Here is a 25,476-nt window from a genome sequence, read left to right on the forward strand (position 1 = left end):
TGGCCTTGCAGCACAGCAGGAGACGCCTGATGGTTTCGAGCCGATCAACCATGCACGCCTTTTGGATCGCCATGGCGGGTTCGACCGCGTTGAGCGGCCTTGCCGCCGCGCAAGGCAGCCAAGCTCCGCCTGCCGAGCTTGAAATCTTCGGCGTCGATCTTACGACCGACAAGGAGATCGCCGTTCCCCCCGAGGTCAAGGCCAAGGCACGCGGAATTTTCGGCCTCCATCGCGATAAGTTCGGAAGCTCCCCGCACATCGACACCCGCCAGAACGGCAAGATCAACGCATTCTATGTCAAGCGCGCCAAGTCCACACCCGCAGCCGCCAGCGCAGGCGACAACCTGCCCTACAAGGGGCCTTTCCAGATTCCCCTGACCGCAAAATATGACCTGTGCGACGGCGGAGCAGCCAAGGGAGCGGAGAATTGGTGCAAGAGCGGGCAGTTCAGCTTCAGAATGTTCGCCGACGCCATATCAGCCTGGAATGCCGAACTGCTGATCTCGCACGAACTCATACATTTGCGGCAATATGAAAAGATACCTGGCACGAAAGCGGACAGGGCGCCGTTCTGGCTGGTCGAAGGGCAGGCCAACGGCATTGGCTACGGCTTGCTGGAACGCGAACCGGGCTTCAGCCGCAAGGCCATCGCGCTGAAGACCAAGGGGCTGAAAAACGCCAATTTCTCCTTTTTTCTTGGACTTCGCCGTTATGATGTCCCGCTGGATATCAATCGCGATACAAGCCTGTATCCGATCGATCATCCCGAATATTTCAGAGAGCTCCTGCGCGATGAGGACGGAAATCTCCATTCGGACGGATATCTCGATTATGCCGGCTATCAGACGGGTTCATTTTGGCGCCATGTCATGCGCGGCCGACCTGCGGGACTTCTTGCTTACAAAAAGATGCTCGATCGGCCTGGACCGTCCGATCCGACAAATTCGCACGCCTGGCTGAAATGGACCGATTCCGGGCTCAAGGCGGCAACTTACTCCAGGCGCGGGACGACGGTTCCCATCTGGCGCGGCGGCTTGCGGCAGGTCTTTTCGGAGATGGTCACCGAATTGGCCGACCTACCCGACATCGTCGTCAAAAACCGCACCGACAAGCTTGCTGCACCCTATTTCGACGCATTGCTCTGGACGCGCTCTTGCAAGAAGATCGACCTCACCCAGGCGACGGCCGCGTCGCTGAGGGTGACGGTCCACCCTTACGCAGCACAGTGCATGCGCGTCAAAATGCCGATCGAGAGCGCCACCGGCACCGATGCCGCAGCTCCCCCCACACCGTTCAGCGTGGCGGCATCCGGCCAGAGTGTTTGCGATGATCTCGAGCTTGGAACACGCGGACAATTGCTCACCCAGCCGAAATCCTTCAAGGCGAAAGCCGGGGCGAGCGGCACGAATTGCGCGCTGGTTTGGAACGCCGGTTTTGCACCGCTGCGACCCGACGATCCGAATGGCCTGCGCGGTTGGCAAACGGTGCTCCTGATCAATGCGCCGTCGGACCCGGATCGGCAAAAGACCCACGACGTGCTGCTCAATTTTGTCCGGCCCGTCGCCGCCAGCACATTAACCGGAACCCGTAGCGTCGATGGCGCTGGAGAAAAGAAACGCAAGAAGCCCTTGCCGAAACTCAAGGGGGCGCCGGAGATTCAGCAGGCCGATCCGCTCCTTGTCGACCCGACGCCCGATGCGACCTGCGATGCCGATCAAGCGGCGATCTTCGCCTGCGGAGATATCTTGACGCTGCCGATCGTCTCGGGTGACGCAAGCGAGATTGCCCGCGCCGGCGAAATATTGTCAGCCGGCATCGTCATGCAATATCCACAGGGCGGCCTGGGCCCTTACGGCATCAAAACGCTTGGCGAGTTATATCAGGATGGTCAGCAGATCGAGGCAAAGACCGGTGCACTTCAGGCGAGGGCTATCGGCGGCAATCTGAACGGCGCGACTATCTCGATTGCCATGAAACGACCTGATGAAGGGGTCGTCGGCCGCTTTCCAGCGCGGGTCGAAGTCGAACCCCTCGATCGGCGTCCCGGTGAAAATTCGGATCCGTTGACATCGCTGACTACCGGTCGGACGCGCCAGATCGGCAATGGCTGCGTCGACGTGCTCACCTATCAGTCCAACGCAACGGTCGAGATAAGCGTAAATCAGCCTGGCTTGTTGATGGGTTCGGTTTCGGCAACGCTCTACGAACCGAATGCCGACGATGAAGCCGCCTGTCGCGAGCCGATCGTCGCCGCCGGGACGGTTCAGGTGTCTTTCTCCACACCTGGCGTCTTCCCCGTCGGCCCGGGAGGACGATATCAGGTTGATCCCGCACGGTCCGAATTTCAACAGCTGATCATCCAGGACATGGCCGCCATGATAGCTATGCCGCCGGAGGAGCGATCAGACACACCTGCCGACGACGAAATCGATCCGGCAGCAGGCAACAGGTTCGTCGGCAGCCGGGCCGGGGGCGGAGCCGGAACCGTAGCCCAGTGCCAAGGAACGACGGTCAGCGACGCCGATCTTGATGCCTTCATCCGCGCTACCGCTGCCGGAGCGGGTGAAGGAGATCCACAATTATCCGCGCAGATCGCCCAGAGCATGAGGGCACTCGAACCTGCCATGCTCGCAATGGCTGTCTGTCGATGGATTGGAGGCGGTCGCCCTTCCACTTTCGCATTGGAAAATCTGGAATGAAGCGCAAAATCGCCGCAGTATTGTCGCTAGCTGCCGCCAGTATATCGCTGACGGTGGCGGGCGGCTTGGCCGGACAACAGCCGGATTACGACGGCAATGTAACACTGCATCGCTTGCCCGCGCCGCCGCCGTTGCGCGAACGCCCCACCGCCACCGCCACCGATGACAGTAACGGGATTTCACCTCGTCCGGATACGCCCGGACCTCTCCCCGTCCTTGGCCCTCCACCCGCTCGCGCTTGCATCAGCGAAGCCGAATTCGAAGCAGCCTCGGCAGGCACGGGATGCGCCTGTACTTGTGAAGAATATGCCCGCAAGCCGGTAAGCCGGACGTGCGACGTCGCTTGCCAGGGCCATTATGCTTGCTGGGGACCGCCGGTCAGCGACGCCGAGCTGGATCGCGAGCTTGGCGAATTGTTCGGCGATGCCGTCGCAGCCGGAGTAACCATCCCTCTGCTTTCCGGGGAAGAGCGCGAGACAATGCGCGGCGTCGTCCGCGCCAACCGGGGTTTGGAATGGAGCAAGGGCCGGATGTGCAATAAGTAGCGGCGACCCGCTTGAGTGATGGCCGCATCCTTAACTCGGTCGACGTGCGACCTCGACTTCTGGCCGGCTTCGGCCTGGCGGCTTTCAGCCGGCCAGCCTCAAGAAGCGGACGTTCGAAACCGATGGGGCGACGGTGACAGCTCGCGACCGATTGCGGACACCGGCGCTTCTGCTACGCTTAAGCGATGACCTTTGAGCATATCGATGTCGGCGGCTTCACGTTGGAGGCTACGTCCAGTGAGGCCGCGCTTTTAAGCGCTATGGTGGAGCATGCCCGACCGCTTGTGCATAACGGTCCGTATCGGTCCTACTTGCTTCCTCAAACCACCTTGCAAGGGCGTACCTTCAATCCATCCGCCTACTTCAATGATGGGAAACTCGAATCGGTTCACCTGACTTGGGCCGATCCAAATATCGAAGGCGGAAGCCCTTGGAAGGGTTTTTCCTTTGAGCGCGAGCGGTCCATCGCAGATGCTGACGCGGCTTGGCTTGCAAACGCATTGGGCGAGGCAGGTGCGGGTCGCAATACACACCAGTTCGACTGGGGAAGTATTTGGTCGGGGTTTGACGAGCGGAGCGGCTTTTCGTCAGTAATTCTTCGCTACAATCGCTGATAAGAGTCGTCGAGGTTTCGTCCGCTTCCCATCTGTGGACGCCCCAAAAGACGCAAGCGATTTTTGGAGGTAGTGCAAGTAGTCGGATGCTGCCATCTGTCCGGCCTTGCAATGCAGCATCGGAGGCTGCGGGCCCGCATGGGAGTTCGCGGACCGGCACCACATCACCCACAGCGTGCTCGCGGCACAGTGGGAAGTCCTGGTTCTTCCAGCCCCGTCTCGCCGACTGTTGTGCCATACTCTCCTGCGACCGACTGCGCCTTCCGGCGACCTCTGGTCCGCCCTGGCTTACGCCGCGGCTGCGACCGGAGCTCTGTAATCCTCTTCCTTTACAAGCACGGCCCAGATAATCCGCGCTGTCTTGTTGGCAAGGGCAACCGTGACCAGCATACGCGGTTTCCTCGCCATCATCTGCTCGAGCCAGGAGCCTTGAGGCGCGCCTCGCTTGCTGGCCTGCAGGACCACCGCACTGCAACCGATGATGAGCAATCGCCGCAGTGTGCGCTCGCCCATTTTGGATATCGAGCCCAGCTTCTGCTTGCCGCCCGTCGACATCTGCCTTGGCGCCAGACCTAGCCACGCCGCAAAGTCCCGTCCCTTGGTGAAGGTTTCTGCTGGAGGCGCCAGAGCCGCCAATGCGGTGGCCGTAATCGGTCCAACCCCAGGGATCGTCATCAGCCGCCTCGCGACGGCATCCTCACGAGCCCGCCGCGCAATCTCCTTGTCAAGATCGCCGATCTTCTCGTTCAGCTCCTCCAGCAGATCGAGCATCGTGCGGACCATCGCCCTGGCTGCCTCGGGTAGCGACAGAGCCATCTCATCCTCACGTAGGTCGCCGAGCATCGCGACATGCGAGGGACCCTTGGGCGCTACCCAGCCATATTCGGTCAGATGGCCTCGGATGGCATTGATCAGCTGAGTGCGCTGCCGCACCAACAGGTCACGGGTCCGGAACACCAGGCCTGACGCCTGCTGCTCTTCACTCTTGATCGCCACGAACCGCATGCTCGGGCGCTGGGCAGCCTCGCAAATCGCTTCCGCATCCGCCGCATCATTCTTGTTCCGCTTCACGAACGGCTTCACATACGCCGGCGGGATCAGCTTCACCTCGTAGCCCAACCGTGTGAGCTCCCGGCCCCAATGGTGCGCGCCCCCACAGGCTTCCAGCGCCACCGTACAACGCTGGTGCCCAGCAAAGAACTCCAGCAGCTTCCCTCGCCCGATCTTGCGGCTGAACAGCGCTCGCCCGCTCGCATCAGCGCCGTGCGCATGAAAAACATTCTTCGCGATATCCAGACCGATTATGCTAACTTCCAACATGGACGCCTCCTCCAGTGGTGTGACAACACCTCCACTATGGCACATCGATGCCGCCGGGGGGCGTCCACCCCATCACCCCAATCTGGCCATCGGAAGCGTTGTCCGGCCAGCGCCTGAAACCGCCAACTCTGGCCGTTAGGAGACCGACCGCTTGCAGCAGCTAACACCGATAAGCTGCCATCGAACGCGGCGGATTATTCCCTAGCTTCAAACATGGTGTCTGGTCCGCCGCTCCCGCCATCAATGTCGCACCAGGATTGGTCGCGGCGGGAGCGCAAAATGGCGGAATGCGGACCAATGCTCTAGGTAATCGGCCAATAGACGCGTACTCTGTCCTAGATCGTCGGCCCGAGCTGCCGCCGAGCGGAGTTCCGCAATGCTCATCACAATCTTTGCCCCGGACAAGGTGCATCTGCTTGAAATCGCGGGCATTCGCGACGCGCTGTTCGAAGCGAACTGCAAGATATCGTCCGGCGATCCCTATTGCGTGCAGTTAGTGACCGAAGACGGGCTCGCGGCAGAGAGCGCTTCGGGCGTGAAATATCTGCCCGATAGTGGCATCGGCGATGCGACTCGACCCTCCGACACTTTGATCGTCGCCGGGCCTTACGGCGTCCCCGCGCCGCCCAGCAAGGCCGTCACCCAGTGGCTACAAGAACGGGCTAAGAACTCGCGGCGCTACGGCTCAACTTGCACGGGCGCTTTCCTGCTGGCACATGCCGGACTGCTGGACGGGCGCCGCGCCACGACCCATTGGGAATATGCCGACCGGCTGGCCGCCGAGTTTCCCGACATCCGGATCGAGTCCGACCGCATTTTCGTACGCGATGGACCGGTATTCTGCTCCGCCGGGGTGACAGCCGCAATCGATCTTGCGTTTGCGCTGATTGAAGAAGATCATGGGCGGGCGCTCGCCCTGTGGGTCGCACGTCGTCTCGTTGTCTTTCTGAAGCGCCCCGGTGGCCAGTCACAGTTCAGCGCCGCCCTGACGGCGCAGGCCTCGACAACCAGCCCGATCGACCGGATCAGACTTCATATTCTCGAGAATCCCAATGCCGATCTCGAACTCGAGGCGCTTGCCGCGGTTGCCGGCATAAGCCCGCGCCACCTTTCCCGGCTGTTCCGAGCCGAGCTGGGCATGAACCCGGCAGCCTATGTCGAACTGACGCGGGTCGATATCGCGCGGCGCTTGCTCGAAGACAGCGCCGCGCCGATCAAGGCAATTGCTTATGCTGCGGGCTTCGGATCTACGACGACGCTGAGACGCGCTTTCCTGCGCAGAATCGGCGTCGCGCCGCTGCAGTATCGATCACGATTCCAGACCGCAGGGTCCGGAAAGACGACCGAAGACGAAAGTGCTGCCACTTTGTCCTGAATTGCCCCTCCCCCGAGGTTGAAGCGCCGCCGCCAGCGCCGCATCGTCAACACCGGAGGCCGTCCCATGCGATTTCGTCCCGCCGAGCTTAGCACAAAGAACTATCCACCCGGAAAGCACACGAACTTCGCCAACAGCCGAGGTTCCGCTGCGCCATGACGCTTCAAACAGTTGGAAGCGGTGACCCAGAGCGGGGTGTTTCATCATTCACGCCGACACGGTGGCCGCGGCTGACCAGGCGGGTGGACGACCGCGCCGCACCGACCGCGGCGTCCCTGTTGGCGCTCGACCATATCAGCGACGCAGTGCTGGTTGCCGACATGCGGCTGCGGGGACACCCCATCGTCCAAGTGAACGCGGCGTTCGAGGCGGTGACCGGCTACACCGCGGGCGAGGCGATCGGTAAAAACTGCCGTTATCTTCAAGGGAGCGACCGCCTGCAGCCCGAAATCGCCGAAGTGCGGGCCGCCCTGACCGAAGGCCGCGAATGTTCGGTGACGCTGCGCAACTATCAGCGCGACGGAACGATGTTCCGCAACGCGCTAAGCCTCATGCCGTTTCGCGATGGCAGCGGACAGGTGACGCATTTTGTCGGTATCATTCGCGATGTCACCCACGCGCCGGGCATCGATCGCCTGACCGGCCTGCTCGACCGCTATGGCCTGCTCGACCGACTGGCTGCGACCGGCACCCCTTCAAGCGCCGCGGTGCTGGTGGTCAAGCTCGACATCTTGCGCTTTCATGATGTCAACAACGGGTTCGGCTATGATGTCGGCGACGCGCTGCTCCGTTCGGTTGCGGCGCGTCTCGCGACGTTGCCGGCGGTCGCCGTATCTCGCACAGGCACGAACTGCTTCGCGCTCGCGTTCGAACTCGACGATGCCGGTAGCGCCGCAAGCGTCGTCGACGATGTCATGGCGCTGCTGCGGGCGCGCTTCGTGTTGCCCGGTGCGTCGATTGCGGCGCAGTTCGCTGCAGGTTTTTCCATCGGGTTCACGGGCGCGGACCCGCTCCAGCTCATCCGGCAGGCCGGCGCCGCGTTGCAACGGTCCAAGGCGATGCCCGCCCATCTGCCGCACCCCTATGCCGAAGCGGACGAGCGCGATGCCCGCAACCGCATCCGGCTGGCGAGCGACCTCCAGAGCGCCGTTCCGAACGAGGAACTGCTGTTCCACTATCAGCCCCAGGTCGATCTCGGCTCGGGCGAGTTGGTCGGCGCCGAGGCCCTGCTTCGCTGGAACCATGGGGCGTTCGGACTCCAACTGCCCGGACGGTTCATCGGGGTGGCCGAGGAAACCGGCGCTATTCTTAATATCGGAGCTTGGGGCTTGCGGGCGCTCGCGGCGCATGCGGTGGCGGTCAACCGCGGTCGCCGTGTGCCGGTCCGCTTCTCGATCAACGTGTCGGTGGTCGAATTCACTCGGCGCGACATGGTGGCCTTTGTCGAACAGGTGCTGGACGAAACCGGATGCCGGGCCGAATGGCTGACGCTGGAATTGACCGAGAATCTGATGGTCCCCGAACCCGGCGAGATTCGGCGCGCCTTTGCGAACCTGCGACGCTTGGGGGTCGGGATTTCGATCGACGATTTCGGCACCGGATATTCGAATCTGCGATATCTTGAGAGCTTTCCGCTCAGCGAGATCAAGGTCGATCGCAGCTTCGTACACGACCTGGCGCACAGCACGGCGAAGCGGGTCATCGTCGAGAGCATCGTCAAGCTCGGCGCGGCGCTGGACATCCTGGTTGTCGCCGAAGGGATCGAGACCGAGGCCGAACGTGCCATCATGCGCGCCCTCGGCTGTTCGGTGGGCCAAGGCTATCTCTTTGCCGCGCCAATGGAAGCCTCAGAGTTTCAACGGTTGCTCGAAGAAGGGTTGACCTTGCGGGAGGGGTGGAATGCGCAACGTCTGCTGACGATGCTCGACGGTGCTGGCACCTAGGTTAGACCGACGGAACTCGCCTCGTGACGCGATCCGGCTTTTGGGCTGTATGGCTGGTCCCTTGCCGTCCAAAATGATGCCCCGGCGCCCCACCGCCGGGGCATCGACATTTGTCTATGGTACCGCCGAGCATTCGATGCGTCGGCGGTCTAAAGTTGCCTCCCCGCTGTCGCGCCCAATATTTGGGACGGCGCTCGCAACGATAATATGTGGCCGCTAGCGGACTGTCCGCTTCCAGGGGCGAATGATGAGAACCAGACATTCCGTTCTCTATTCGTCGATAGAATTGGCGAGAAGTTCGACAAGCGCACTAGATAAACATGCTCGGATATCGCGCAGCTAGACCACCCCGTCTGTCACGGAAAATAAGAGCGGGCCACTCATCCGGCCTGCCTGCGGGAATCGTTCAGACAGACCGGAGAGCCCCCCGGTGGACATGGTCCGAGCGATCAGCCCGGCATCAGCACCGTATCGACGACATGGATGACGCCGTTCGACTGCATCACGTCGGCAATCGTGATCTTCGCCGATCCGCCGTTGGCGTCGGTCACATACCAGTCGCCGTTCTTTGCCCAAACGGTCAGCTTCGCGCCCTGAACTGTGGTCAGAACCGCGCGGCCACCGTTCGCGCTCGCCATGGCGGCAAGGTCGGTCGACGTCATCGTGCCGGGCACCACATGATAGGTGAGCACGCTGGTCAGCTTCATCTTGTTCGCCGGTATCAACAGCGTATCGACGGTTCCCGCCGGCAACTTGTCGAACGCGGCATTGGTCGGCGCAAAGACGGTGAAGGGCCCGGGGCTCATCAGCGTATCGACTAGGCCGGCGGCCTTCACCGCGGCGACCAGCGTCGTGTGATCCTTCGAATTCATGGCATTTTCGACGATGTTCTTCGTCGGATACATGGCTGCCCCGCCCACCATCGGGTTCGTACGGCTCATTGGAGCAGCATCGGCGGCCATGGGCTCTTCGCCCGACATCATGCAGCCCGAGGCGAGCAGGACGACAGCGGCGAGCGACACGGATTTTCTGGAAAGTTTCATCGAACTTTTCCCTCTTTTTTGCACCCCGGGGAATCGGAATGTGTCCCAGCTACGGAACAAAGGCGGCCGCGGATGCGGCAGCGGGTCAGATGCTGATGATTTTTCCGGCTGCGACGGGCGCGCTGCTCGGCGCCGCGTGGGGGGTCGCCGACATCGGCTCCATCGTGATCGCCAGCGTGGCGCCATCCTGCAACAGCGGGCGGTGCGACGCCGGCAATGCGATCTCGGCCGTACCGGCGCGTCCGGATCTGCCCGAGCGACACCGGATCGCGGCCAGCCGGGATAACCCATAATTCGGGCGTCAGCGCACCGGCATCGATCCCCGCGATCTGCAGCCGCATGACGCCGCTCGTCCGGTCGTAGCGTGCGAGCACCACGGGCCCCTCCGCGGCGCTTTCGATCCGTGCCACGGCAAGCTGCGGCGCCGCGGGCACCGGCGCGGGAACGGGCTGGACGAGCAATACCAGCGCGAGCGCCGCGGCGACGGCACCCGACAGCAATGCGCTGGCGCGCCAGCGGCGTAGACGCGTCTCGATCACCGCAACGTCTTTAACGGGCGCATCGGCGAGCGACGCATCGATCCGATTCCAGACGTCTCCGCCGGGATCGGCCGCCGGCCATTCGCTGTAAAGCGGCGACAGCTTCACCTCCCACGCTTCGACCAGCGCGGCAAAAACCGGATCGCCCAGCCGCAAACGCAGCGCATCAGCGCGCGCCTGCCCGTCGAGCAGGCCGAGCGCGAGTTCGGCAGCGAGCGCCTCGCGATCCTGTTCGGGGGTCAGCGGCTCATCCATCGCCAAGACAATTCTTGAGGCGCATCAGTCCGCGCCGGATCCAGCTCTTCATCGTCCCCAATGGCACATTTTCGCGCGCCGCAAGCTCGGCATAGGTCAGGCCGTCGAAAAACGCCGACCGAATACAGCCCTGTGTCCGCGGGTCGAGTTCGCCGAGGCAGCGGTGCAGCCGGGCGTCCGCTTCGTCCGCAAGCAGTTGCTGATCGGCGAGCGGGGTCTCGTCGGCCACGGCTAGCGCACCGCCGTCGCCCGCCACCGCCCCCGACCCGCGCACCGCCGCCGAGCGTCGCCAGTCGATCGCGCTGTTGCGCGCAATGGCCGCCAGCCAGGTGATAGGGCTCGCCCGCGCCGCGTCGAACTGCCCCGCGCGGTCCCATATTTTCAGGTAAACGGCTTGCAACACATCCTCCGCACTCCCCCTGTCACCACAGATACGGAGGCAGATTCCAAATAGTTTCGCCGACGTCAGATCATAGACTTGCCGCAGCGCGGCGCGGTCTTGCCGCGCCACGCCGCCAGCGCCGCAACCAGCGCCTCGCGGGCTTCACCGGTCCGGGATGGAGGCATAGGTGCCGTCACCCCGCCAGCCTATAGGAAAGGCTAGATTACTCAAGCGGATGGTGGGGCGCCATCGCCGGATATGCGGATCGGCGGGCGCTCGTAAGCAAAATGCGTGACCCTACGCCCTCCGGCGCTGCCCGTCCGCCTCGTCCGCCATAGCGGCGATGAAAACATGGACCGCACGGGCATCGATCGGCTTGCTCAGCAGATAGCCCTGGATCTGATGGCACCCTTCCTGCCGCAAGATCGCAGCCTGCGCTTCGTCTTCCACGCCTTCGGCCAGCGTCTCCATGCCCAGCGCATCCGCCAGCGTCGTAATGGCGCGGATCATGGCGTTGGCGTTGCCGTCCAACGTCAGGTCGCGGACAAAGCTCTGGTCGATCTTGAGCTTGTCGAAGGGAAAGGAGCGCAAATAGCTGAGCGACGAATAGCCGGTCCCAAAATCGTCGAGGGCGATGCGAACGCCGAGCGCGCGCAGGCTGTGCAGCGCCTCGAGCGTCTTTTCGAGGTTCGAGATGAAGATGCTCTCGGTAATTTCGAGCTCGAGCCGATGGGCAGGCAGTCCCGACGACGCCAGAGCCGACAGCACGATGGTGGCGAGGTTCGGGCACTGGAATTGTTTCGGCGAGATATTGACGGCGACCGACAGATCGTCGGGCCATGACGCCGCCTGGCGGCACGCTTCGCGGATCACCCATTCGCCGATCTGGACGATCAAGCCCGTCTCCTCGGCGAGCGGGATGAAGTCGACCGGGCTGATCATGCCAGCCTCGGCATGGGGCCAGCGGATGAGCGCCTCGAACGCCTTCAGCCGTTCCTCGTGCATGCTGTAGAGCGGCTGGAAATAGAGCTCGAACCCGCCGTCGCGGATCGCCAGCCGCAGGTCGAGTTCCATCTGGCGGCGGTGCCGCGCCTGTTCGTCGAGCGATTGTTCGAAGAAATGATAGGTCGCCTTGCCGTCTCGTTTCGCGCGGTAGAGCGCAAGATCGGCATTCTTCATGAGCGTCGTGCCATCGACCCCGTCGCCCGGGGCGACCGCGATACCCATGCTGGCGGAGGCATCGGCTTGTTGCCCGTCGATCATGATCGGGCGGCCGAAACAGCCCTGCAGCTTGTCGGCAAGCGCCGCGAGATTTTCGTTCGCGGGCAAATCGCCAAGCAGGATCGCGAATTCGTCGCCGCCGAGCCGGGCGACAATAGCCTCGCCCAGCACGCTCTGCAGGTGCGCCGCGACATTGCGGAGCAACGCGTCGCCCGCGGGATGACCGAGGGTGTCATTGACGACCTTGAAATCGTCGAGATCTACATAGACGATCATCAGCTGTGCATCGCCGCGCCGCCGCGCGAGCGCCTGATCGAGCTGTTCGACGAACAGCTTGCGGTTGGGCAGGTTGGTGAGACCGTCGTGGAGCGCAACATGCGTAATCTGGCGCTCGCGTTCCTCGATCGCGGCGACCATCGCATTGAAGCTGGCGCCGAGACGCCCGAGTTCGTCATCCGAGGTCACCTCGACCTTGGCATCCTTGCCCTCGCCGAGCAGGCGGGTTGCGGTGTCGAGCGCGCTCAGCGGGCGGGTAATCGTCCGCGCGACACGCCAGCTGAGTATGATGACGAGCGTCAGTCCGGCGGCGGCAAGTGCCGCGAGCAGCCATTGCAGCCCCGAATATTCGCCAAGCGCCTTGCTGAGCGAGTGATCGAGAACGAGCCGCGGGCGAAGGCCCTGCTGAAGCGCCGGGAGCGCGGTCACATGATGGAGGACGCGTTCGCTGTCGCCGCTTTCGACCACCTTCCCGAGCGACGCGCTCTTCAGCCCGGTGGGGAGTTGTCGGGCGCGCAGGACCCGTGCATCGATATCGACCGCGGCCAGCTTGCTCAGCCGCTGCATCTCGGCCGCGTCGAGGGGCTGCGCGAGGACGAGCCAGCCAATCGTATCGGGAACTTCGATCGGAGAGGCCGCTGCGAGCGCCAGCTTGTCGCCAATCCGGATGATGCCATGCTCTTGTCCACCCTCGAGCGCGTCCCATAGCTCGGCGACGGGGGGCAGCGCCGCCTCCGCCGATCCGATCATTACGCCGTCGAGGCCGACGACGAAGGCCGCATCGCTGCGCGACCGTTCGCGCAGGCTGACGAGTGCGCTCTCGATCGTCGGCTCGTCACCGGTCGCAACGGCTTCGCGAAACCCGAAGTCGCGCGACAGCACGTCGGCCGATCCGCGCATCTGCTGTGCGCGCAGTTCGATGATTTCGTCAAAGACGCGCGCATTGGCGGCGAGGTCGCGCGAGGCGCTGTCCTCGCCGAAGCGCGCGATGCCGTTGCCGGCAAGCAAAAGCACGGCGGCGAGGATCGCGGCGAACAGCGCGGCATAGACCACGGCGATCCGCAGCTTGAGCGACCGGAAGCGAAGTTGTGCGGGCCAGGACGGGATTCTCGTCATTTCAGTTTCAACGCAATCTTCTGGTTGCCTTGGCCGGCGCCCACCGCGAGCGCACGCTTGAGTTCGCCACCCGGCGTTCGCGCCCGGGGATGCCAGACGGTCAATTGATAGCCGCCCGCCGCCATGCCGGTCAGGCGGACGATGCCGTTCTGGTCGGTCTTGCCCGCGAATGGCGTGTCGACGACACGGATATAGCCGCGCATCTGGTCGTGGATGTTGCAGCCGACCGCCACCGTGCCCGCGATCGGAAAATTCTGCGAGCGCGTCTGGTCGCGCCCATAGAGATCGATCTCGAACCGCGCCGCCTTGGAGAAGCTGTAGACGCTGTGCCGGACGCTATCGAGATTGGGGAAGGCAACCGCCGTGCCCTTGGCGACGACCAGTGTTCCCGGGACAAAGGCGACGCCTTTTTGCGCCATCGCCGACTTCCAGCCGAACCGGATTGCGCCGCCGCGCCATCCGCCATTAGGCGTCAACTCGACGACGGCGTCGCGAACCGGCAGGCCGCGTTCGTCGACGACCTGCACCTGCACGACCGCGGGCGCGGCCGCCCAAGAGGCGGCCAGCGGCACGGCCAGCGCGAACGCCGTCGAAATGAGAATTGGTCCCCGCATTTTGTCCGGCTACGGGACAGAGCTTAATATTCTCTCAAGTTTTCAGATGCATGGTTAACACAATCTTTGCGTTTTGCTGCGATTGCGCCACTATGGACCAGCCTCTTCTTCGCTTCTCTGCAGCGCTGCTGCTCGTGCTCGCCACTGCCGCTCCGGCACAGGCCGAAGACACGCCGTTGATCGACGGGGGCAAGCTGCTGCTCACCAATGGCGTGGCAACAATCGAGGGAACGAGCGGCGGCGGCGTCGCCACCTGGTCGACGATCACTGGGCGCGAGACCGATCGCGGTATCGGCTTGTCAGGGCATGTCACGTTGATCGAGCTTCCCGATTATGGCTGGCAGAGCCATGGTTTTGCGGTCGGTATCGCGAACCGCATCGAGCTGAGCTATGCGCGGCAGAATTTCGATACCCGCGACGTCGGCGCCGCGCTTGGCCTTGGCGAAGGCTATACGCTGAACCAGGACATCTTCGCGGCGAAGGTCCGCTTGCTGGGCGACGTCGTCTATGGCGATCCTCTCCTCCCGCAGATCAGCGTTGGCATCGAGCACAAGCGCAACCGCGACACGCCCGTGGCGCTCGCGGTCGGGGCGGCCCATGGAAAGGGTACGGACGTGACGATCAGCGCCACCAAACTTTTCCTTTCGCACAGCGTTCTGGTCAATGCGACCGCTCGGCTGACCAAGGCGAACCAGACCGGTCTGCTCGGCTTCGGCGCCGCGGGAAAGGACGATCACTCACTGCAGTTCGAAGGATCGATCGCCTATCAACTGTCGCGCCGCGCGGTAATTGGCGCCGAATATCGCACCAAGCCCGACAATCTTGCGTTCGCGCGCGAGGATGATTGGCTGGACCTGTTCGCGGCCTATGCGCTTACGAAAAACCTGACCGTCACCGCCGCCTATGTCGATCTCGGCTCGATCGCCACTTTCCACAAGCAACGCGGCGGCATGCTGTCCGCCCAATTCGCCTTTTAGGGGTCCGCCATGTTCCTGCTTGCTGCCGCCCTTCTCATCCAACCCGCCATCGAGCCCCAAACCGATTGGGACAAGGAATTCGGAATCGAGGAAAAGGTGCGCGATCCGGTGACCGGGGAGTTTCCGGTCGATCCCTATGTCCGGGACAATCGCCACGCCGGCGCGACGCCTTTTTCGGGCTCGGCCATGGCCGAAGCCTTTGGCGGGCAGGACGGGATCAGGCGCATCGCCAACCGGACCGTCGAACTGTCGGAAGCCGACCTGCGCATCGCCGCGATTTTCGTATCGCATGACATGGTCCGGCTAAAGCGCACCCTGTTCGAACAATTCTGCTATATCCTGAACGCTGGATGCTATTACAGCGGCCGCGACATGGCGACTTCGCACAAGGATCTCGGCATCCGGATGCGCGACATGAACGCGCTCGTTGAAAATCTGCAGGCCGCGATGCGCGAGGAAAAAATACCCTTTGCGGCGCAAAGCCGCTTTCTCAGCAAGCTCGCGCCGATGTCTGGCGATGTCATCACGCCTTAGGCGGCGTGGACAAATTCCGTTGCGGTGAAAGGGCGGCGGAGTAAGGTCGATGAATGGTCGAGAAGTCCACATTCGTTCGGCGGTCAAAGCGCTTACGCCTCACGTTCTATGGCGCTGCGTTGCTCATGTTCGTCCTGACACCCTTCTGTCCCCGCGAAACGTTCATAGGCTGGGGCGCGTTCGTGCTTCTATCAATGATCCCACTCGCCCGCCTGCGGTGCTGGAATTGCGGTGACAGGCTGCTGAAAGACGGCGGTTCGCATATCGAGTATTGCAGAACTGGCGTTGTGACTTGGGACATGTGTCGTCACAAAACCTGCGGGGCGGAACTTCACTGAAGCCGCAAACGGCGGATTCGAAAACCTTCCTTCTTCGAAGTTTCATTCGCAACCTGATTGACCTGATCACTCAGGATTGATTCAAGGCTGTCTTTTGGGAGGCAGATTTGAGCCGGGGCGATCTCACCGAAGCGGAATGGCGGGTTCTGAAGGTCATTTTGCCCATCGACGCCGAGAACCGTGGCCCTGGCAGGCCACCCGAGCAGAACCGCTCCATCATCAACGGCATCCTCTGGCGGCTTCGGTGCGGTGCTCCTTGGCGAGATGTGCCGCCCAAATACGGCAGCTGGAACACCATCTATCGGCGGTTCCGACGATGGAGTGAAGCCGGGGTATGGGAGACGGTCGCCGTGACGCTGGCCGAGACCATGGCGGACTGCGACCACTATAGTATCGATAGCACCACCGTTCGCGCCCACGTCTCGGCAGCGGGCGGAAAAGGGGGACTCATCGACGCGCTCTTGGCCGCTCGCGGGGCGGGTTCACCAGTAAGCTTCACTGCCTGGCTGATGCCCTCGGACGACCGCTCGCCTTCCATCTAACGGTCGGTGAAGCGGCGGACTGCAAAGCCTATGATGCGCTCATAGGTTTGCCCGAGCGCGCACCTGACGCTTTGCTCGCCGACAAGGGCTACGACGCCGATGCCATGCGTACCGACCTCGCCGCACGGAATATCGAAGCCGTCATTCCCGGACGTTCAAACCGCCGCGTGAAGATCGAACACAACCGGACGCTCTACAAGCAACGCAACCGGATCGAGCGCATGTTCGGCCACATCAAGATCAACCGCGCCATCGCCACGCGCTACGACCAGCTTGCCAACAGCTTCCTCGGCATAGTCCATATCGCCACCGCCAGATACTGGCTCAAATTTGTCCACGCCGCCTAGGTTCGAGCCCTAGTGCGTCCACCATTTTCCAGACACTTGATAGGAAATTAACCCGCCTGTCGCGGGCTGGCTTGTAGTCTGTTCCGAATGGGCAACGGCAAGCATTAGGTTCCTCGGCGCGGGCAAGGAGCCTTCATTGTCGGTTGCCAAGTTTGACCGGGTGCCGGCGCGCGATATCGTCCGAACGCCGCCGGTAGAGCTATAAACCGAACACCGATTTCCCGACGTAGCCCTCTCCGCATATATTGCTCCGGCGACGATCCGGGCGCTGAACGCTAGCCTTCGCTTTCGCTGATGTCCTCGAGCAGATCGGCGTCGAGGACGCGTACGCGCCCCTGTTCGAGGGCGATGATCCCCGATTCCTCCCAGCTGCGGAGCTGGCGGTTGATATGTTCGCGGCTCATGCCAGCGAAATTGCCAAGTTCGGTCTGGCTGAGTTCGACCTTATGCTCGGCATCGACGCTGTCCTTGCGGATCAGGCGCTTGAGGTAGCGCGCCAGGCGCGGTCCCGAGGCATAGGCGCGATCGCTTTCGATCGTCTGGTCGGCGGTGCGCAGGCGGCGCGCAAGCTGCTGGAGCAGCGACCAGGCGAAGTCGGGATGGCTGGCGGCGAAATCGCGCATCGCGTTGCGGCCGAGTTGCAGCGCGCTGCCGGCGCTGGTCGCGACGACCGACGCGGTGCGTTCGCCGCCGTCGAGCAACGCGATCTCGCCCAGGACGGCACCCGGCTCGGCATAGGCCAGCACGATCTCGCGCCCGCCCGCGGTCAGCATCGACACGCGCGCGGTGCCTTCGGTCAGGATCAGCATGATGTCGCCGGGATCGCCCTGGACGAGCAGTTCCTTGCCCTTCGCAAAGTTGATCTGCACCGCGCGGCTGGCGATATCGGACCAGTCCTCCAGCGACAGGCCGGAAAAGATGCTGTCAGGCCCCTGAAGCTCGGCGAGTTTCGCGTGATCCATGGGCCCCCTTCCCCTGTTGATCCGTCAGACGAGCCGGCTCTGCTTTACCGCGGCCTCGATGAATCCCTTGAACAGCGGATGCGGATCGAAGGGCTTCGACTTCAGTTCAGGGTGAAACTGCACCCCGATGAACCACGGATGGTCCGGACGTTCGACGATTTCGGGTAACATGCCATCGGGCGACATGCCAGAAAAGACGAGACCGCCGCTTTCGAGCCGGTCGCGATAGGCTCCGTTGACTTCGTAACGGTGGCGGTGACGCTCGCTGATGTCGTTCGCGCCATAGATGGTCGCGACATGGCTGTTGGGCGACAGCTTCGCCTCATAGGCGCCAAGCCGCATCGTCCCCCCAAGATCGGTGTTCGCGCCGCGCTTCTGCAGCCCCTCGGCGCTCATCCATTCGGTGATCAGGCCGACGACGGGTTCGTCGGTCGGGCCGAATTCGGTGCTCGAGGCTTTTTCGATCCCGCTCGTGTTCCGCGCCGCCTCGATGCACGCCATCTGCATGCCCAGGCAGATGCCGAAGAAGGGGACGCCGCGCTCGCGCGCGAATTTGACGCTCTCGATCTTGCCTTCCGAACCGCGCTCGCCGAAACCGCCGGGCACGAGGATGCCGTGCATCGGCTCGAGCTGCGCGGCGAGATCGTCGCCACGTTCGAACATTTCGGCGTCGAGCCAGCGGATATTGACCTTCACCCGGTTCGCCATGCCGCCATGCGCCAGCGCCTCGTTGAGCGATTTATAGGCATCGGGCAGCGACACATATTTGCCGACCACGCCGATCGTCACCTCGCCTTCGGGGTGCCGCTTGCGGTCCATGATGTCGTACCAGGCGGTCAGGTCGGGTTCGCGCACGTCGTGCAGGCCAAACGCGCGCAGCACTTCGCTGTCCAGCCCTTCGCCATGATATTGCACCGGCACCGAATAGATCGAGTCGGCGTCGAGCGCCGGAATCACCGCTTCCTTCCGCACGTTGCAGAATTGCGCGATCTTCGCACGCTCGCCCTCGGGCAGCGGCTTTTCGCAGCGGCAGAGCAGGATGTCGGGCTGGACGCCGAGCGACGCGAGTTCGCGGACGCTGTGCTGCGTCGGCTTGGTCTTCAATTCGCCCGCGGCGGCAATATACGGAACCAGCGTGACATGCACCGACAGCGTCTTGTCGCGCCCCTCTTCATTGCGAAGCTGGCGGATCGCTTCGATGAACGGCAGCGATTCGATATCGCCGACGGTGCCGCCGATCTCGCACAGCACGAAATCGAGATCGTCGGTTTCGGCGCGCGCGAAGGCCTTGATCGCGTCGGTGACGTGCGGGACGACCTGCACGGTCGCGCCCAGATAGTCGCCGCGGCGCTCCTTGGTGATGATGTCGCGATAGATACGGCCAGAGGTGACATTGTCGCTCTGCCGCGCGGCAACGCCGGTAAAGCGTTCATAATGGCCGAGATCGAGGTCGGTTTCGGCCCCGTCGTCGGTCACATAGACCTCGCCGTGCTGATAGGGCGACATCGTGCCCGGATCGACGTTGAGATAGGGATCGAATTTCCGAATGCGGACGCGATAACCCCGCGCCTGCAACAGAGCCGCAAGGCTAGCCGCCATCAAACCTTTGCCAAGGGAGGAGACCACGCCGCCGGTGATAAAAATGAACCGCGCCATGGGAGGAAAGACTTACTCAAAGGGTGGGTGACGGCGCAAGCCGTCGAATCGCATCCCGCGGAAAAAATTCCGCAGCATGCGGGGACGAAGCTGGAAGCCGGAGCTTCCGGTTATTTCTTGGCGGGAGCCTGCTCGGCCGGAGCGTTCTGATTTGCAGCGGCGGCGGCGGCGGCAAGCGGATCGTCGCTTACCGGCGCGGCCGGAGCACCTTGAGCGGGCTGCTGCGCCGGGCCGGTCAGCGGCGCAGCGCCCCCGCTCGGCTGCTGCGCGGTCTTCGACAGCGAGGTATCGAGCGCCGTGGTCCCGGCGCTGCCGACCGACGCCATGGCGGCCAGAACGATCGAAAGGCCGACGAACAGCGTCGCCAGCACCGTCGTCGCGCGGGTCATGAAGTCTGCGGCGCCGCGGGCCGAGAGCAGGCCTGCCGGGCTGCCGCCGACACCCAGGCCGCCACCTTCCGACTTCTGCATCAGGATGACGCCGATCATCGCGGCGGCGACGAGCGCCTGAACGACGAGCAGAAAGGTAAAGAGGCTGGACATCGAATTTTCCCGAAAGCGTTGGTTGGCGCCGGATGGGCCGTGCTTGCGGCGCACATAGAGACGAAGCGCCTCCGCTTCAACCCACAGCGTGCGCCGCGCGTCAGCCGAGCGTCGCCGCCGCCGCGACGATCGGCAGGAATTTCTCCGCGGCCAGGCTCGCCCCGCCGACAAGCGCGCCATCGACGTCGCCCGCGCCGAGCAGTTCGGCGGCATTGTCGCCGTTGACCGAACCACCGTAGAGCAGCCGCATCGCCGCCGCCGCATCGGCGCCGACCTGCACATCGAGCTGCGCGCGGATCGCGCCGTGCATCGCGGCGACATCGCCGACGGTCGGCACCAGCCCGGTGCCGATCGCCCAGATGGGTTCATAGGCGATAGCGAGCCGCGCCGGATCGAATTCGGTGGGCAGCGACCCCGCGACCTGCGCCAGCACATAGTCGATCGCACCGCCCGATTCGCGCACGCCGCGCGGTTCACCGACGCACAGGATTACCGCAAGTCCGGCCGCCAGCGCCGCCTCGGCCTTGGCCCGGACATCGGCGTCGCTCTCGCCGAACCCCTCGCGGCGTTCGCTATGGCCGACGATGACGAGTGCGGCCCCGGCATCGGCCAGCATCGGCGCTGACACCGATCCCGTGTAGGCGCCCGCTGCCGCGCTGTGGCAATCCTGTCCGCCGACTGCGCCCTCGGGCGTTGCCGTCGCCATCGCGGCCACCAGCGTAAAGGGCGGGCACAGCGCGACATCGACCGCGCCATGCGCACGCGCGCCGTCGAAAATCGCCCGCGCCTCGTCGATCGAAGCCGCAAGACCATTCATCTTCCAGTTGCCGACCACATATTTGCGCCGTGCCATCGTTTCCTCTCCTGCGATCGAGCCGTTGCGCCGAGCCCTAGCGGCGGTGGGGATCGAAAGGCAAGCTGCACTGCACCCCGGCGAGAAAAGGGACTTTCCCGCCTTGATGCCCGCCGCCTCCCCGCCTAAAGCAACGCCGAAACCGCGCGCGATGCGCCACGCCGAAAGAAACGTTCCTCCATGATTACCGCAATCCGTCGCCTTTTCGGATCCCGGCTGGGCAAGGCCCTCGCATTGGGCTTCGTCATCCTCATCGGCGTCGGCTTTGCGCTTGCCGATGTGACCGGCAATTCGAGCTTCGGCGGCCTCGGCGGCGCCAATGTCGCGCGCGTGGGCAAGGAAAATATCGGCATCGGCGAACTGCGCGAGCGCGTTCGCAACGCCTATAATCAGGCGCGCCAGCAGCAGCCGACGCTGACCATGGCTGGCTTCGTCGAATCGGGCGCGGTCGATCAGGTGCTCAACCAGATGATCGACGGTCTGGCGTTCGAACAATTCGCCGACAAGCTGGGCTTCGGCGTCAGCAAGCGCCAGATCGACGGACGCATTGCCGATATTCCCGCCTTCGCCGGCGTGTCGGGCAAGTTCGACCAGACCCGTTACGAAGCCTTCCTGCGCCAGAATAATCTGAGCGAGGCGCAGGTGCGGACCGAGATCAAACAGCAATTGCTGCTCGAACAGCTGGGCGCGCCGATCGGCAAATTGCCGACGATCGCGCCGGGCGTCGCGCAGCCCTATGCCGCGCTGCTGCTCGAAAAGCGCGCCGGTCAGGCCGTCTATATCCCTTCTGCGCCCTTTGCGCCGACCGCTGACCCCGGCGATGCCGCGCTCAAGGCCTTCCTGTCGCAGAACAAATCCAAATTCACCGTGCCCGAACGCCGCGTGCTGCAATATGCGCTGTTCGACCGTGGTGCGGTCCCAGTTCCGGCGGTCACCGACGCCGAAATCGCCGCCGCTTACAAGGCCAATGCCGCCCAATATGCAGCGAGCGAGACGCGGCGCTTTGCGCAGGTCATCGCGCCCGATCAGGCGACTGCCAACAGCATCGCGGCGAAGGCCCGCGGCGGCGCCACATTGTCGGCGGCGGCTCAGGGTTCGGGCCTCGCCGCTTCGACAACCGGCGAACAGACGCTGGCCGCCTTCACCAGCGCGACGTCGGACGCGATCGCCAAGGCGGCCTTTGCGGCCAAGCGCGGCGAAATCGTCGGGCCGCTGCAGACCGGGCTTGGCTGGACCGTGCTGCGCGTCGAGGATGTGATTGCCAAGCCCGCGCTCACGCTGGCCGATGCGACCCCCGAAATTCGCGAGGAACTGGCGAAGAACAAGGCCAATGAAGCGATCGTTGATTATTACAACCAGGTCCAGGACGCCGTGAACAGCGGTGCGTCGATCGAGGAGATCGCCGCAGACCGCAAGCTGAAGCTGGTTCAAACGCCCGCCATCCTGCCGAGCGGCCGTGCGCCGAACGAACCCGGCTTCGCGCTGCCCCCCGAACTGGCGCCGATGGTCGGTCAGGCCTTCCAGGTCGCCGGCGAAGGCGAATCGCAACTTGCGACGCTGGTCGAGAATGAGAAATTCGCCGTCTATTCGGTGAAGTCGGTCGTCGCCGCTGCACCGCCGCCCTTCGACCAGATCCGCAGCGCTTTGCTCGCCGAATGGCGCCTGTCCGAAGGCCAGAAGATCGCGCGCGACAAGGCCCGCGCGATCGTGAAGGCGGTCGAAGGCGGCAAGAGTCTGGCCGATGCAACGCGCGCCGCCGGCCCCAATCTGGGCAATGTCCAGACCATCGGCGGGCTGCGCGGCGACATGGGCCGCGATGGCAAGCCAGTGCCGCCCGAACTCGCCCTGCTCTTCTCGATGGCGAAGGGCAGCGTCAAGACGCTCGAAATCCCCGGCAACCGCGGCTGGATGGTCCTGTCGCTGACCGAGGTGAACCGCCCCGATCCCAAGCAGATCGAACCCGCGCGCGTCGCCGCGATGGCGCAGCCGCTGTCGCAGGCCTTCGGCAACGAACTGGTCGAACAGCTCGCTACCGAGGCGAAGCGCCGCGTCGGCGTGAAGATCAACAAGGATCTCGTCACCCAGCTCACCAGGGAGCTGACCGGCGCGTCGCCGGTCGGCGAATAACCCCGGTGGCGCTCGAAGGCAGGGCCGCCGCGCTCGAAGCGTTGGCCGCGGGGCGCGGCGCCGTCGTCTGGCAACGGATGATCGCCGACGTCGAAACCCCGGTTTCGGCTGCGCTCAAGCTTATCGAGCCGGGCCGCGGCGACTGGGTCCTTGAATCGGTCGAAAGCGGCGAGACGCGCGGACGCTACAGCCTGATCGGCCTCGACCCCGACCTGCTCTTCGAAGTCACCGGCGACACGGCGCGGATCAACCGCGACTGGCGCCACGACCGCGAGGCCTTTCGCCCGGTCGAGGCGGGGGCGCTGCAAGCGCTACGCGATCTGGTCGCCGAATGTCGCTTCGACGTTCCCGAAGCGCTGCCAAAGGCGCTTGCGACGCTCGTCGGCTTCTTCGCTTATGAAACGATCGGCCTCGTCGAGCGGATCCCGCGCGCCGCGGGGGCGGGTCTGAACCTGCCCGACATGGTTTTCGTGCGCCCGACGACGATCCTCGTCTTCGACCGGCTGGCCGACGAGCTGTTCCTGATCGCGCCGATCTGGCCCAATCCCGACGCGCCGATCGACCGGATGATCGACGGCGCTCAGGACCGGCTCGACACCATTGCCGCCCGCCTGTCGAGCGCGAGCGCGCACGGCGCGAAGGCAGAAACGGCGCTGATCCCCGACATGGTCGCGGCGCAGCCCGCAACGACGCCCCAGCGCTTCGCCGAAATGGTCGCGGCGGCGAAGGAATATATCGCGGCGGGCGACATATTTCAGGTGGTGCTGTCGCAGCGTTTCTCGACACCCTTCGACCTGCCGCCCTTCGATCTCTACCGGGCGTTGCGGCGCATCAACCCATCGCCCTTCCTCTATTTTCTCGACCTGCCGGGCTTTGCGCTGATCGGTTCGTCGCCCGAGATATTGGTGCGCGTGCGCGATGGCGAGATCACCATTCGCCCGATCGCGGGCACGCGTCCGCGCGGCCGGACCAGCGCCGAAGACGCCGAAAATCGCGAAAGCCTGCTCGCCGATCCCAAGGAGCGCGCCGAGCATCTGATGCTGCTCGACCTCGGCCGCAACGACGTCGGCCGCGCCGCGGTCGGCGGCAGCGTGACCGTCACCGACAGCTATAGCGTCGAATTCTACAGCCACGTCATGCACATCGTGTCGAACGTCATCGGCCGCATCGCGCCCGACAAGGATGCGATCGACGCGCTGTTCGCGGGCTTTCCGGCCGGAACCGTCAGCGGCGCGCCCAAGGTGCGCGCGTGCCAGATCATCGCCGAACTCGAGGCCGAAGCGCGCGGGCCCTATGCCGGCGGCGTCGGCTATTTCGCGCCCGACGGCAATATGGACAGCTGCATCGTGCTGCGTACCGCGATCGTGCAGGACGGAACGATGTATGCGCAGGCCGGCGCGGGCATCGTCGCCGACAGCGATCCCGCCTATGAACAGCGCGAATGCGAGGCCAAGGCCGGCGCCCTGTTCGCCGCCGCGCGCGAGGCGGTGAAGCTGGCCGGCACGCCAGGTTACGGACAATAGCTTGACCGGCGGGTGCGGTGCGTTAGCGTCGCGCTCATGCTGAAACGCCTCCTCCCGCTCGCCCTGCTGCTCGCCGCTTTTCCCGCTCAGGCCCAGATGGTCGAGGGGGCAACCGACGGCGATGCAATACTGAAGGATTTCACCTTCCGTTCGGGCGAAAAGCTACCCGAACTCAGGATGCATTATACGACGCTCGGCAAGCCGCAGCGCGACGCGAGTGGCGCAATCGTCAATGCGGTGATGATCCTCCACGGCACCGGCGGCACGGGAAAACAATTTCTCCAGCCGCAATTTGCGGGCGAATTATTCGGTCCCGGCCAACCGCTCGACGCCGCAAAATATTACATCATCCTGCCCGACAATATCGGTCATGGCGGATCGTCGAAGCCGAGCGACGGAATGCGCATGGCTTTTCCCAGATATGACTATGACGACATGGTGGCAGCGCAGCACCGGCTGCTCACCGAAAAGCTGGGAATCGGCGAGCTCCAGCTCATCCTCGGCACCTCGATGGGGTGCATGCACGCCTTTGTCTGGGGCGAAAGCTGGCCGGGCTTTGCAAAACGGCTTGCGCCCTTCGCTTGCCTGCCCGTCGAAATAGCGGGCGAAAACCGGATGTGGCGGACGCTGATCATCGATGCGATCAAGGCCGACCCGGCGTGGAACGGAGGCAATTACACGCAGCAGCCTGCCGCGGGTCTGCGGACCGCCGCCTCGATCGGCCTGATTGCGGGATCGAACCCCTATGCGCTGCAGGCGCAATATCCGACCCGCGCCGCCGCCGAAGCCTATAAGGATGCCGCCTTTGCGCGCAGCTATGGCCGCAACGATGCCAATGACGTTATTTATCAGTTCGATGCCTCGCGAACCTATAATCCCTGGGCGGGGCTCGAAAAGATCGACGTGCCCCTTTTGTGGGTCAATTCGGCTGACGATTTCATCAATCCGCCGGGCTATGGCATCGCCGAACAGGCGGCCGCACGCATGCCCAGGGCCCGCTATGTCCTGATCCCCGCGTCACCCGAAACCAAGGGGCATGGCACGCATAGCTGGGCGAAATTCTGGAAGGACGATCTCGCGAAGCTGATGGCCGAATAAAGCCCGCTTTGGGGCCGCCGAAGCTTCTATCCCTT

The 25,476-nt window shown here is 63.8% G+C and carries 20 protein-coding genes and 1 pseudogene; 11 read left to right on the plus strand and 10 right to left on the minus strand.

Annotation, left to right across the window (positions count from 1 at the left end):
• Positions 1 to 29 precede the first annotated feature (29 nt).
• The 3 genes from EBMC1_RS08935 (at position 30) to EBMC1_RS18380 (ending at position 3,858) form a co-directional block, all read left to right on the plus strand.
• Positions 30 to 2,699 (plus strand): hypothetical protein, encoded by a 2,670-nt coding sequence (locus EBMC1_RS08935; RefSeq protein WP_003043809.1) that lies wholly within the window; start codon positions 30 to 32, stop codon positions 2,697 to 2,699.
• Complete coding sequence (locus tag EBMC1_RS18375; protein WP_156001089.1) at positions 2,696 to 3,244, plus strand: hypothetical protein; 549 nt, start codon at positions 2,696 to 2,698, stop codon at positions 3,242 to 3,244. The genes EBMC1_RS08935 and EBMC1_RS18375 overlap by 4 nt, the downstream gene beginning before the upstream one ends.
• Positions 3,245 to 3,429: 185 nt before the next feature.
• Entirely contained in the window at positions 3,430 to 3,858 is a 429-nt protein-coding gene (locus EBMC1_RS18380; protein WP_156001091.1) for a hypothetical protein, read from the plus strand.
• A gap of 288 nt (positions 3,859 to 4,146) precedes the next feature.
• On the opposite strand, the gene EBMC1_RS08940 is transcribed toward EBMC1_RS18380, so the two are convergent.
• Positions 4,147 to 5,178: an IS110 family transposase gene (locus EBMC1_RS08940; protein ID WP_003043811.1), complete on the minus strand. Its 1,032-nt coding sequence runs from the start codon at positions 5,176 to 5,178 to the stop codon at positions 4,147 to 4,149.
• A gap of 376 nt (positions 5,179 to 5,554) precedes the next feature.
• On the opposite strand from EBMC1_RS08940, the gene EBMC1_RS08945 reads away from it, so the two are divergent.
• Together EBMC1_RS08945 and EBMC1_RS08950 are read left to right on the plus strand one after the other, a co-directional pair.
• Entirely contained in the window at positions 5,555 to 6,553 is a 999-nt protein-coding gene (locus EBMC1_RS08945) for a GlxA family transcriptional regulator (protein WP_003043814.1), read from the plus strand.
• Between the two features lie 242 nt (positions 6,554 to 6,795).
• Positions 6,796 to 8,496, plus strand: a complete 1,701-nt coding sequence (locus EBMC1_RS08950; RefSeq protein ID WP_003043817.1) for a putative bifunctional diguanylate cyclase/phosphodiesterase — start codon at positions 6,796 to 6,798, stop codon at positions 8,494 to 8,496.
• Between the two features lie 449 nt (positions 8,497 to 8,945).
• Here EBMC1_RS08950 and EBMC1_RS08955 read toward each other — a convergent pair whose 3' ends face one another.
• The 5 genes from EBMC1_RS08955 to EBMC1_RS08975 form a co-directional block, all read right to left on the minus strand.
• Positions 8,946 to 9,539 carry a fasciclin domain-containing protein gene (locus tag EBMC1_RS08955; protein WP_003043820.1) on the minus strand — a complete coding sequence of 198 codons (594 nt, stop codon included), beginning with the start codon at positions 9,537 to 9,539 and terminating at the stop codon, positions 8,946 to 8,948.
• Positions 9,536 to 10,333 (minus strand): hypothetical protein, encoded by a 798-nt coding sequence (locus EBMC1_RS08960; protein WP_003043823.1) that lies wholly within the window; start codon positions 10,331 to 10,333, stop codon positions 9,536 to 9,538. The genes EBMC1_RS08955 and EBMC1_RS08960 overlap by 4 nt, the downstream gene beginning before the upstream one ends.
• Complete coding sequence (locus tag EBMC1_RS08965; protein ID WP_156001093.1) at positions 10,326 to 10,844, minus strand: sigma-70 family RNA polymerase sigma factor; 519 nt, start codon at positions 10,842 to 10,844, stop codon at positions 10,326 to 10,328. The genes EBMC1_RS08960 and EBMC1_RS08965 overlap by 8 nt, the downstream gene beginning before the upstream one ends.
• 168 nt (positions 10,845 to 11,012) lie before the next feature.
• Positions 11,013 to 13,328, minus strand: a complete 2,316-nt coding sequence (locus tag EBMC1_RS08970) for a putative bifunctional diguanylate cyclase/phosphodiesterase (protein ID WP_003043829.1) — start codon at positions 13,326 to 13,328, stop codon at positions 11,013 to 11,015.
• Positions 13,325 to 13,942: a hypothetical protein gene (locus EBMC1_RS08975; protein ID WP_003043833.1), complete on the minus strand. Its 618-nt coding sequence runs from the start codon at positions 13,940 to 13,942 to the stop codon at positions 13,325 to 13,327. Before EBMC1_RS08975 ends, EBMC1_RS08970 begins: the two co-directional genes overlap by 4 nt.
• A 92-nt stretch (positions 13,943 to 14,034) precedes the next feature.
• On the opposite strand from EBMC1_RS08975, the gene EBMC1_RS08980 reads away from it, so the two are divergent.
• The 3 genes and pseudogenes from EBMC1_RS08980 (at position 14,035) to EBMC1_RS18385 (ending at position 16,680) form a co-directional block, all read left to right on the plus strand.
• A complete protein-coding gene (locus EBMC1_RS08980) occupies positions 14,035 to 14,919 on the plus strand; it encodes a DUF3034 family protein (RefSeq protein ID WP_003043836.1) in 885 nt (294 codons plus the stop codon).
• A 9-nt stretch (positions 14,920 to 14,928) separates the two neighbouring features.
• On the plus strand, positions 14,929 to 15,453 hold the full coding sequence (locus tag EBMC1_RS08985) for a group I truncated hemoglobin (RefSeq protein WP_003043839.1): 525 nt from the start codon (positions 14,929 to 14,931) through the stop codon (positions 15,451 to 15,453).
• A gap of 496 nt (positions 15,454 to 15,949) precedes the next feature.
• Positions 15,950 to 16,680: pseudogene (locus EBMC1_RS18385) on the plus strand (IS5 family transposase).
• A 275-nt stretch (positions 16,681 to 16,955) separates the two neighbouring features.
• Here EBMC1_RS18385 and EBMC1_RS09005 read toward each other — a convergent pair.
• The 4 genes from EBMC1_RS09005 to tpiA all read right to left on the minus strand — a co-directional run bounded on the left by EBMC1_RS09005 (position 16,956) and on the right by tpiA (position 20,693).
• Positions 16,956 to 17,642: a Crp/Fnr family transcriptional regulator gene (locus EBMC1_RS09005; protein WP_003043848.1), complete on the minus strand. Its 687-nt coding sequence runs from the start codon at positions 17,640 to 17,642 to the stop codon at positions 16,956 to 16,958.
• Between the two features lie 24 nt (positions 17,643 to 17,666).
• Complete coding sequence (locus tag EBMC1_RS09010; RefSeq protein WP_040589978.1) at positions 17,667 to 19,298, minus strand: CTP synthase; 1,632 nt, start codon at positions 19,296 to 19,298, stop codon at positions 17,667 to 17,669.
• Between the two features lie 110 nt (positions 19,299 to 19,408).
• Positions 19,409 to 19,840: a preprotein translocase subunit SecG gene (gene secG, locus EBMC1_RS09015; RefSeq protein WP_040589980.1), complete on the minus strand. Its 432-nt coding sequence runs from the start codon at positions 19,838 to 19,840 to the stop codon at positions 19,409 to 19,411.
• A gap of 100 nt (positions 19,841 to 19,940) precedes the next feature.
• Complete coding sequence (gene tpiA / locus EBMC1_RS09020) at positions 19,941 to 20,693, minus strand: triose-phosphate isomerase (RefSeq protein WP_003043856.1); 753 nt, start codon at positions 20,691 to 20,693, stop codon at positions 19,941 to 19,943.
• 180 nt (positions 20,694 to 20,873) lie between these two features.
• On the opposite strand from tpiA, the gene EBMC1_RS09025 reads away from it, so the two are divergent.
• From EBMC1_RS09025 to EBMC1_RS09035, 3 genes are read left to right on the plus strand one after another with little or no spacing between them, the layout of a single operon-like run.
• Complete coding sequence (locus EBMC1_RS09025; RefSeq protein WP_003043859.1) at positions 20,874 to 22,820, plus strand: peptidylprolyl isomerase; 1,947 nt, start codon at positions 20,874 to 20,876, stop codon at positions 22,818 to 22,820.
• Between the two features lie 5 nt (positions 22,821 to 22,825).
• Positions 22,826 to 24,343, plus strand: coding sequence for an anthranilate synthase component I (gene trpE / locus EBMC1_RS09030; RefSeq protein ID WP_003043862.1), 1,518 nt, complete (start codon positions 22,826 to 22,828; stop codon positions 24,341 to 24,343).
• 36 nt (positions 24,344 to 24,379) lie between these two features.
• Positions 24,380 to 25,441, plus strand: a complete 1,062-nt coding sequence (locus EBMC1_RS09035) for an alpha/beta fold hydrolase (protein WP_003043864.1) — start codon at positions 24,380 to 24,382, stop codon at positions 25,439 to 25,441.
• The last annotated feature ends 35 nt before the right edge of the window (positions 25,442 to 25,476 follow it).

The sequence above is a fragment of the Sphingopyxis sp. MC1 genome, from assembly GCF_000371385.1.
Taxonomy (GTDB): domain Bacteria; phylum Pseudomonadota; class Alphaproteobacteria; order Sphingomonadales; family Sphingomonadaceae; genus Sphingopyxis; species Sphingopyxis terrae.

What these genes read in the sequence shown, in the direction of transcription:
- EBMC1_RS08935 (WP_003043809.1), top strand. Translation starts at nt 30, where the DNA reads ATGGTTTCGAGCCGATCAACCATGCACGCCTTTTGGATCGCCATGGCG.
- EBMC1_RS18375 (WP_156001089.1), top strand. Translation starts at nt 2,696, where the DNA reads ATGAAGCGCAAAATCGCCGCAGTATTGTCGCTAGCTGCCGCCAGTATA.
- EBMC1_RS18380 (WP_156001091.1), top strand. Translation starts at nt 3,430, where the DNA reads ATGACCTTTGAGCATATCGATGTCGGCGGCTTCACGTTGGAGGCTACG.
- EBMC1_RS08940 (WP_003043811.1), bottom strand. Translation starts at nt 5,178, where the DNA reads ATGTTGGAAGTTAGCATAATCGGTCTGGATATCGCGAAGAATGTTTTT.
- EBMC1_RS08945 (WP_003043814.1), top strand. Translation starts at nt 5,555, where the DNA reads ATGCTCATCACAATCTTTGCCCCGGACAAGGTGCATCTGCTTGAAATC.
- EBMC1_RS08955 (WP_003043820.1), bottom strand. Translation starts at nt 9,539, where the DNA reads ATGAAACTTTCCAGAAAATCCGTGTCGCTCGCCGCTGTCGTCCTGCTC.
- EBMC1_RS08960 (WP_003043823.1), bottom strand. Translation starts at nt 10,333, where the DNA reads ATGGATGAGCCGCTGACCCCCGAACAGGATCGCGAGGCGCTCGCTGCC.
- EBMC1_RS08970 (WP_003043829.1), bottom strand. Translation starts at nt 13,328, where the DNA reads ATGACGAGAATCCCGTCCTGGCCCGCACAACTTCGCTTCCGGTCGCTC.
- EBMC1_RS08975 (WP_003043833.1), bottom strand. Translation starts at nt 13,942, where the DNA reads ATGCGGGGACCAATTCTCATTTCGACGGCGTTCGCGCTGGCCGTGCCG.
- EBMC1_RS08980 (WP_003043836.1), top strand. Translation starts at nt 14,035, where the DNA reads ATGGACCAGCCTCTTCTTCGCTTCTCTGCAGCGCTGCTGCTCGTGCTC.
- EBMC1_RS08985 (WP_003043839.1), top strand. Translation starts at nt 14,929, where the DNA reads ATGTTCCTGCTTGCTGCCGCCCTTCTCATCCAACCCGCCATCGAGCCC.
- EBMC1_RS09005 (WP_003043848.1), bottom strand. Translation starts at nt 17,642, where the DNA reads ATGGATCACGCGAAACTCGCCGAGCTTCAGGGGCCTGACAGCATCTTT.
- EBMC1_RS09010 (WP_040589978.1), bottom strand. Translation starts at nt 19,298, where the DNA reads ATGGCGCGGTTCATTTTTATCACCGGCGGCGTGGTCTCCTCCCTTGGC.
- secG (WP_040589980.1), bottom strand. Translation starts at nt 19,840, where the DNA reads ATGTCCAGCCTCTTTACCTTTCTGCTCGTCGTTCAGGCGCTCGTCGCC.
- tpiA (WP_003043856.1), bottom strand. Translation starts at nt 20,693, where the DNA reads ATGGCACGGCGCAAATATGTGGTCGGCAACTGGAAGATGAATGGTCTT.
- EBMC1_RS09025 (WP_003043859.1), top strand. Translation starts at nt 20,874, where the DNA reads ATGATTACCGCAATCCGTCGCCTTTTCGGATCCCGGCTGGGCAAGGCC.
- EBMC1_RS09035 (WP_003043864.1), top strand. Translation starts at nt 24,380, where the DNA reads ATGCTGAAACGCCTCCTCCCGCTCGCCCTGCTGCTCGCCGCTTTTCCC.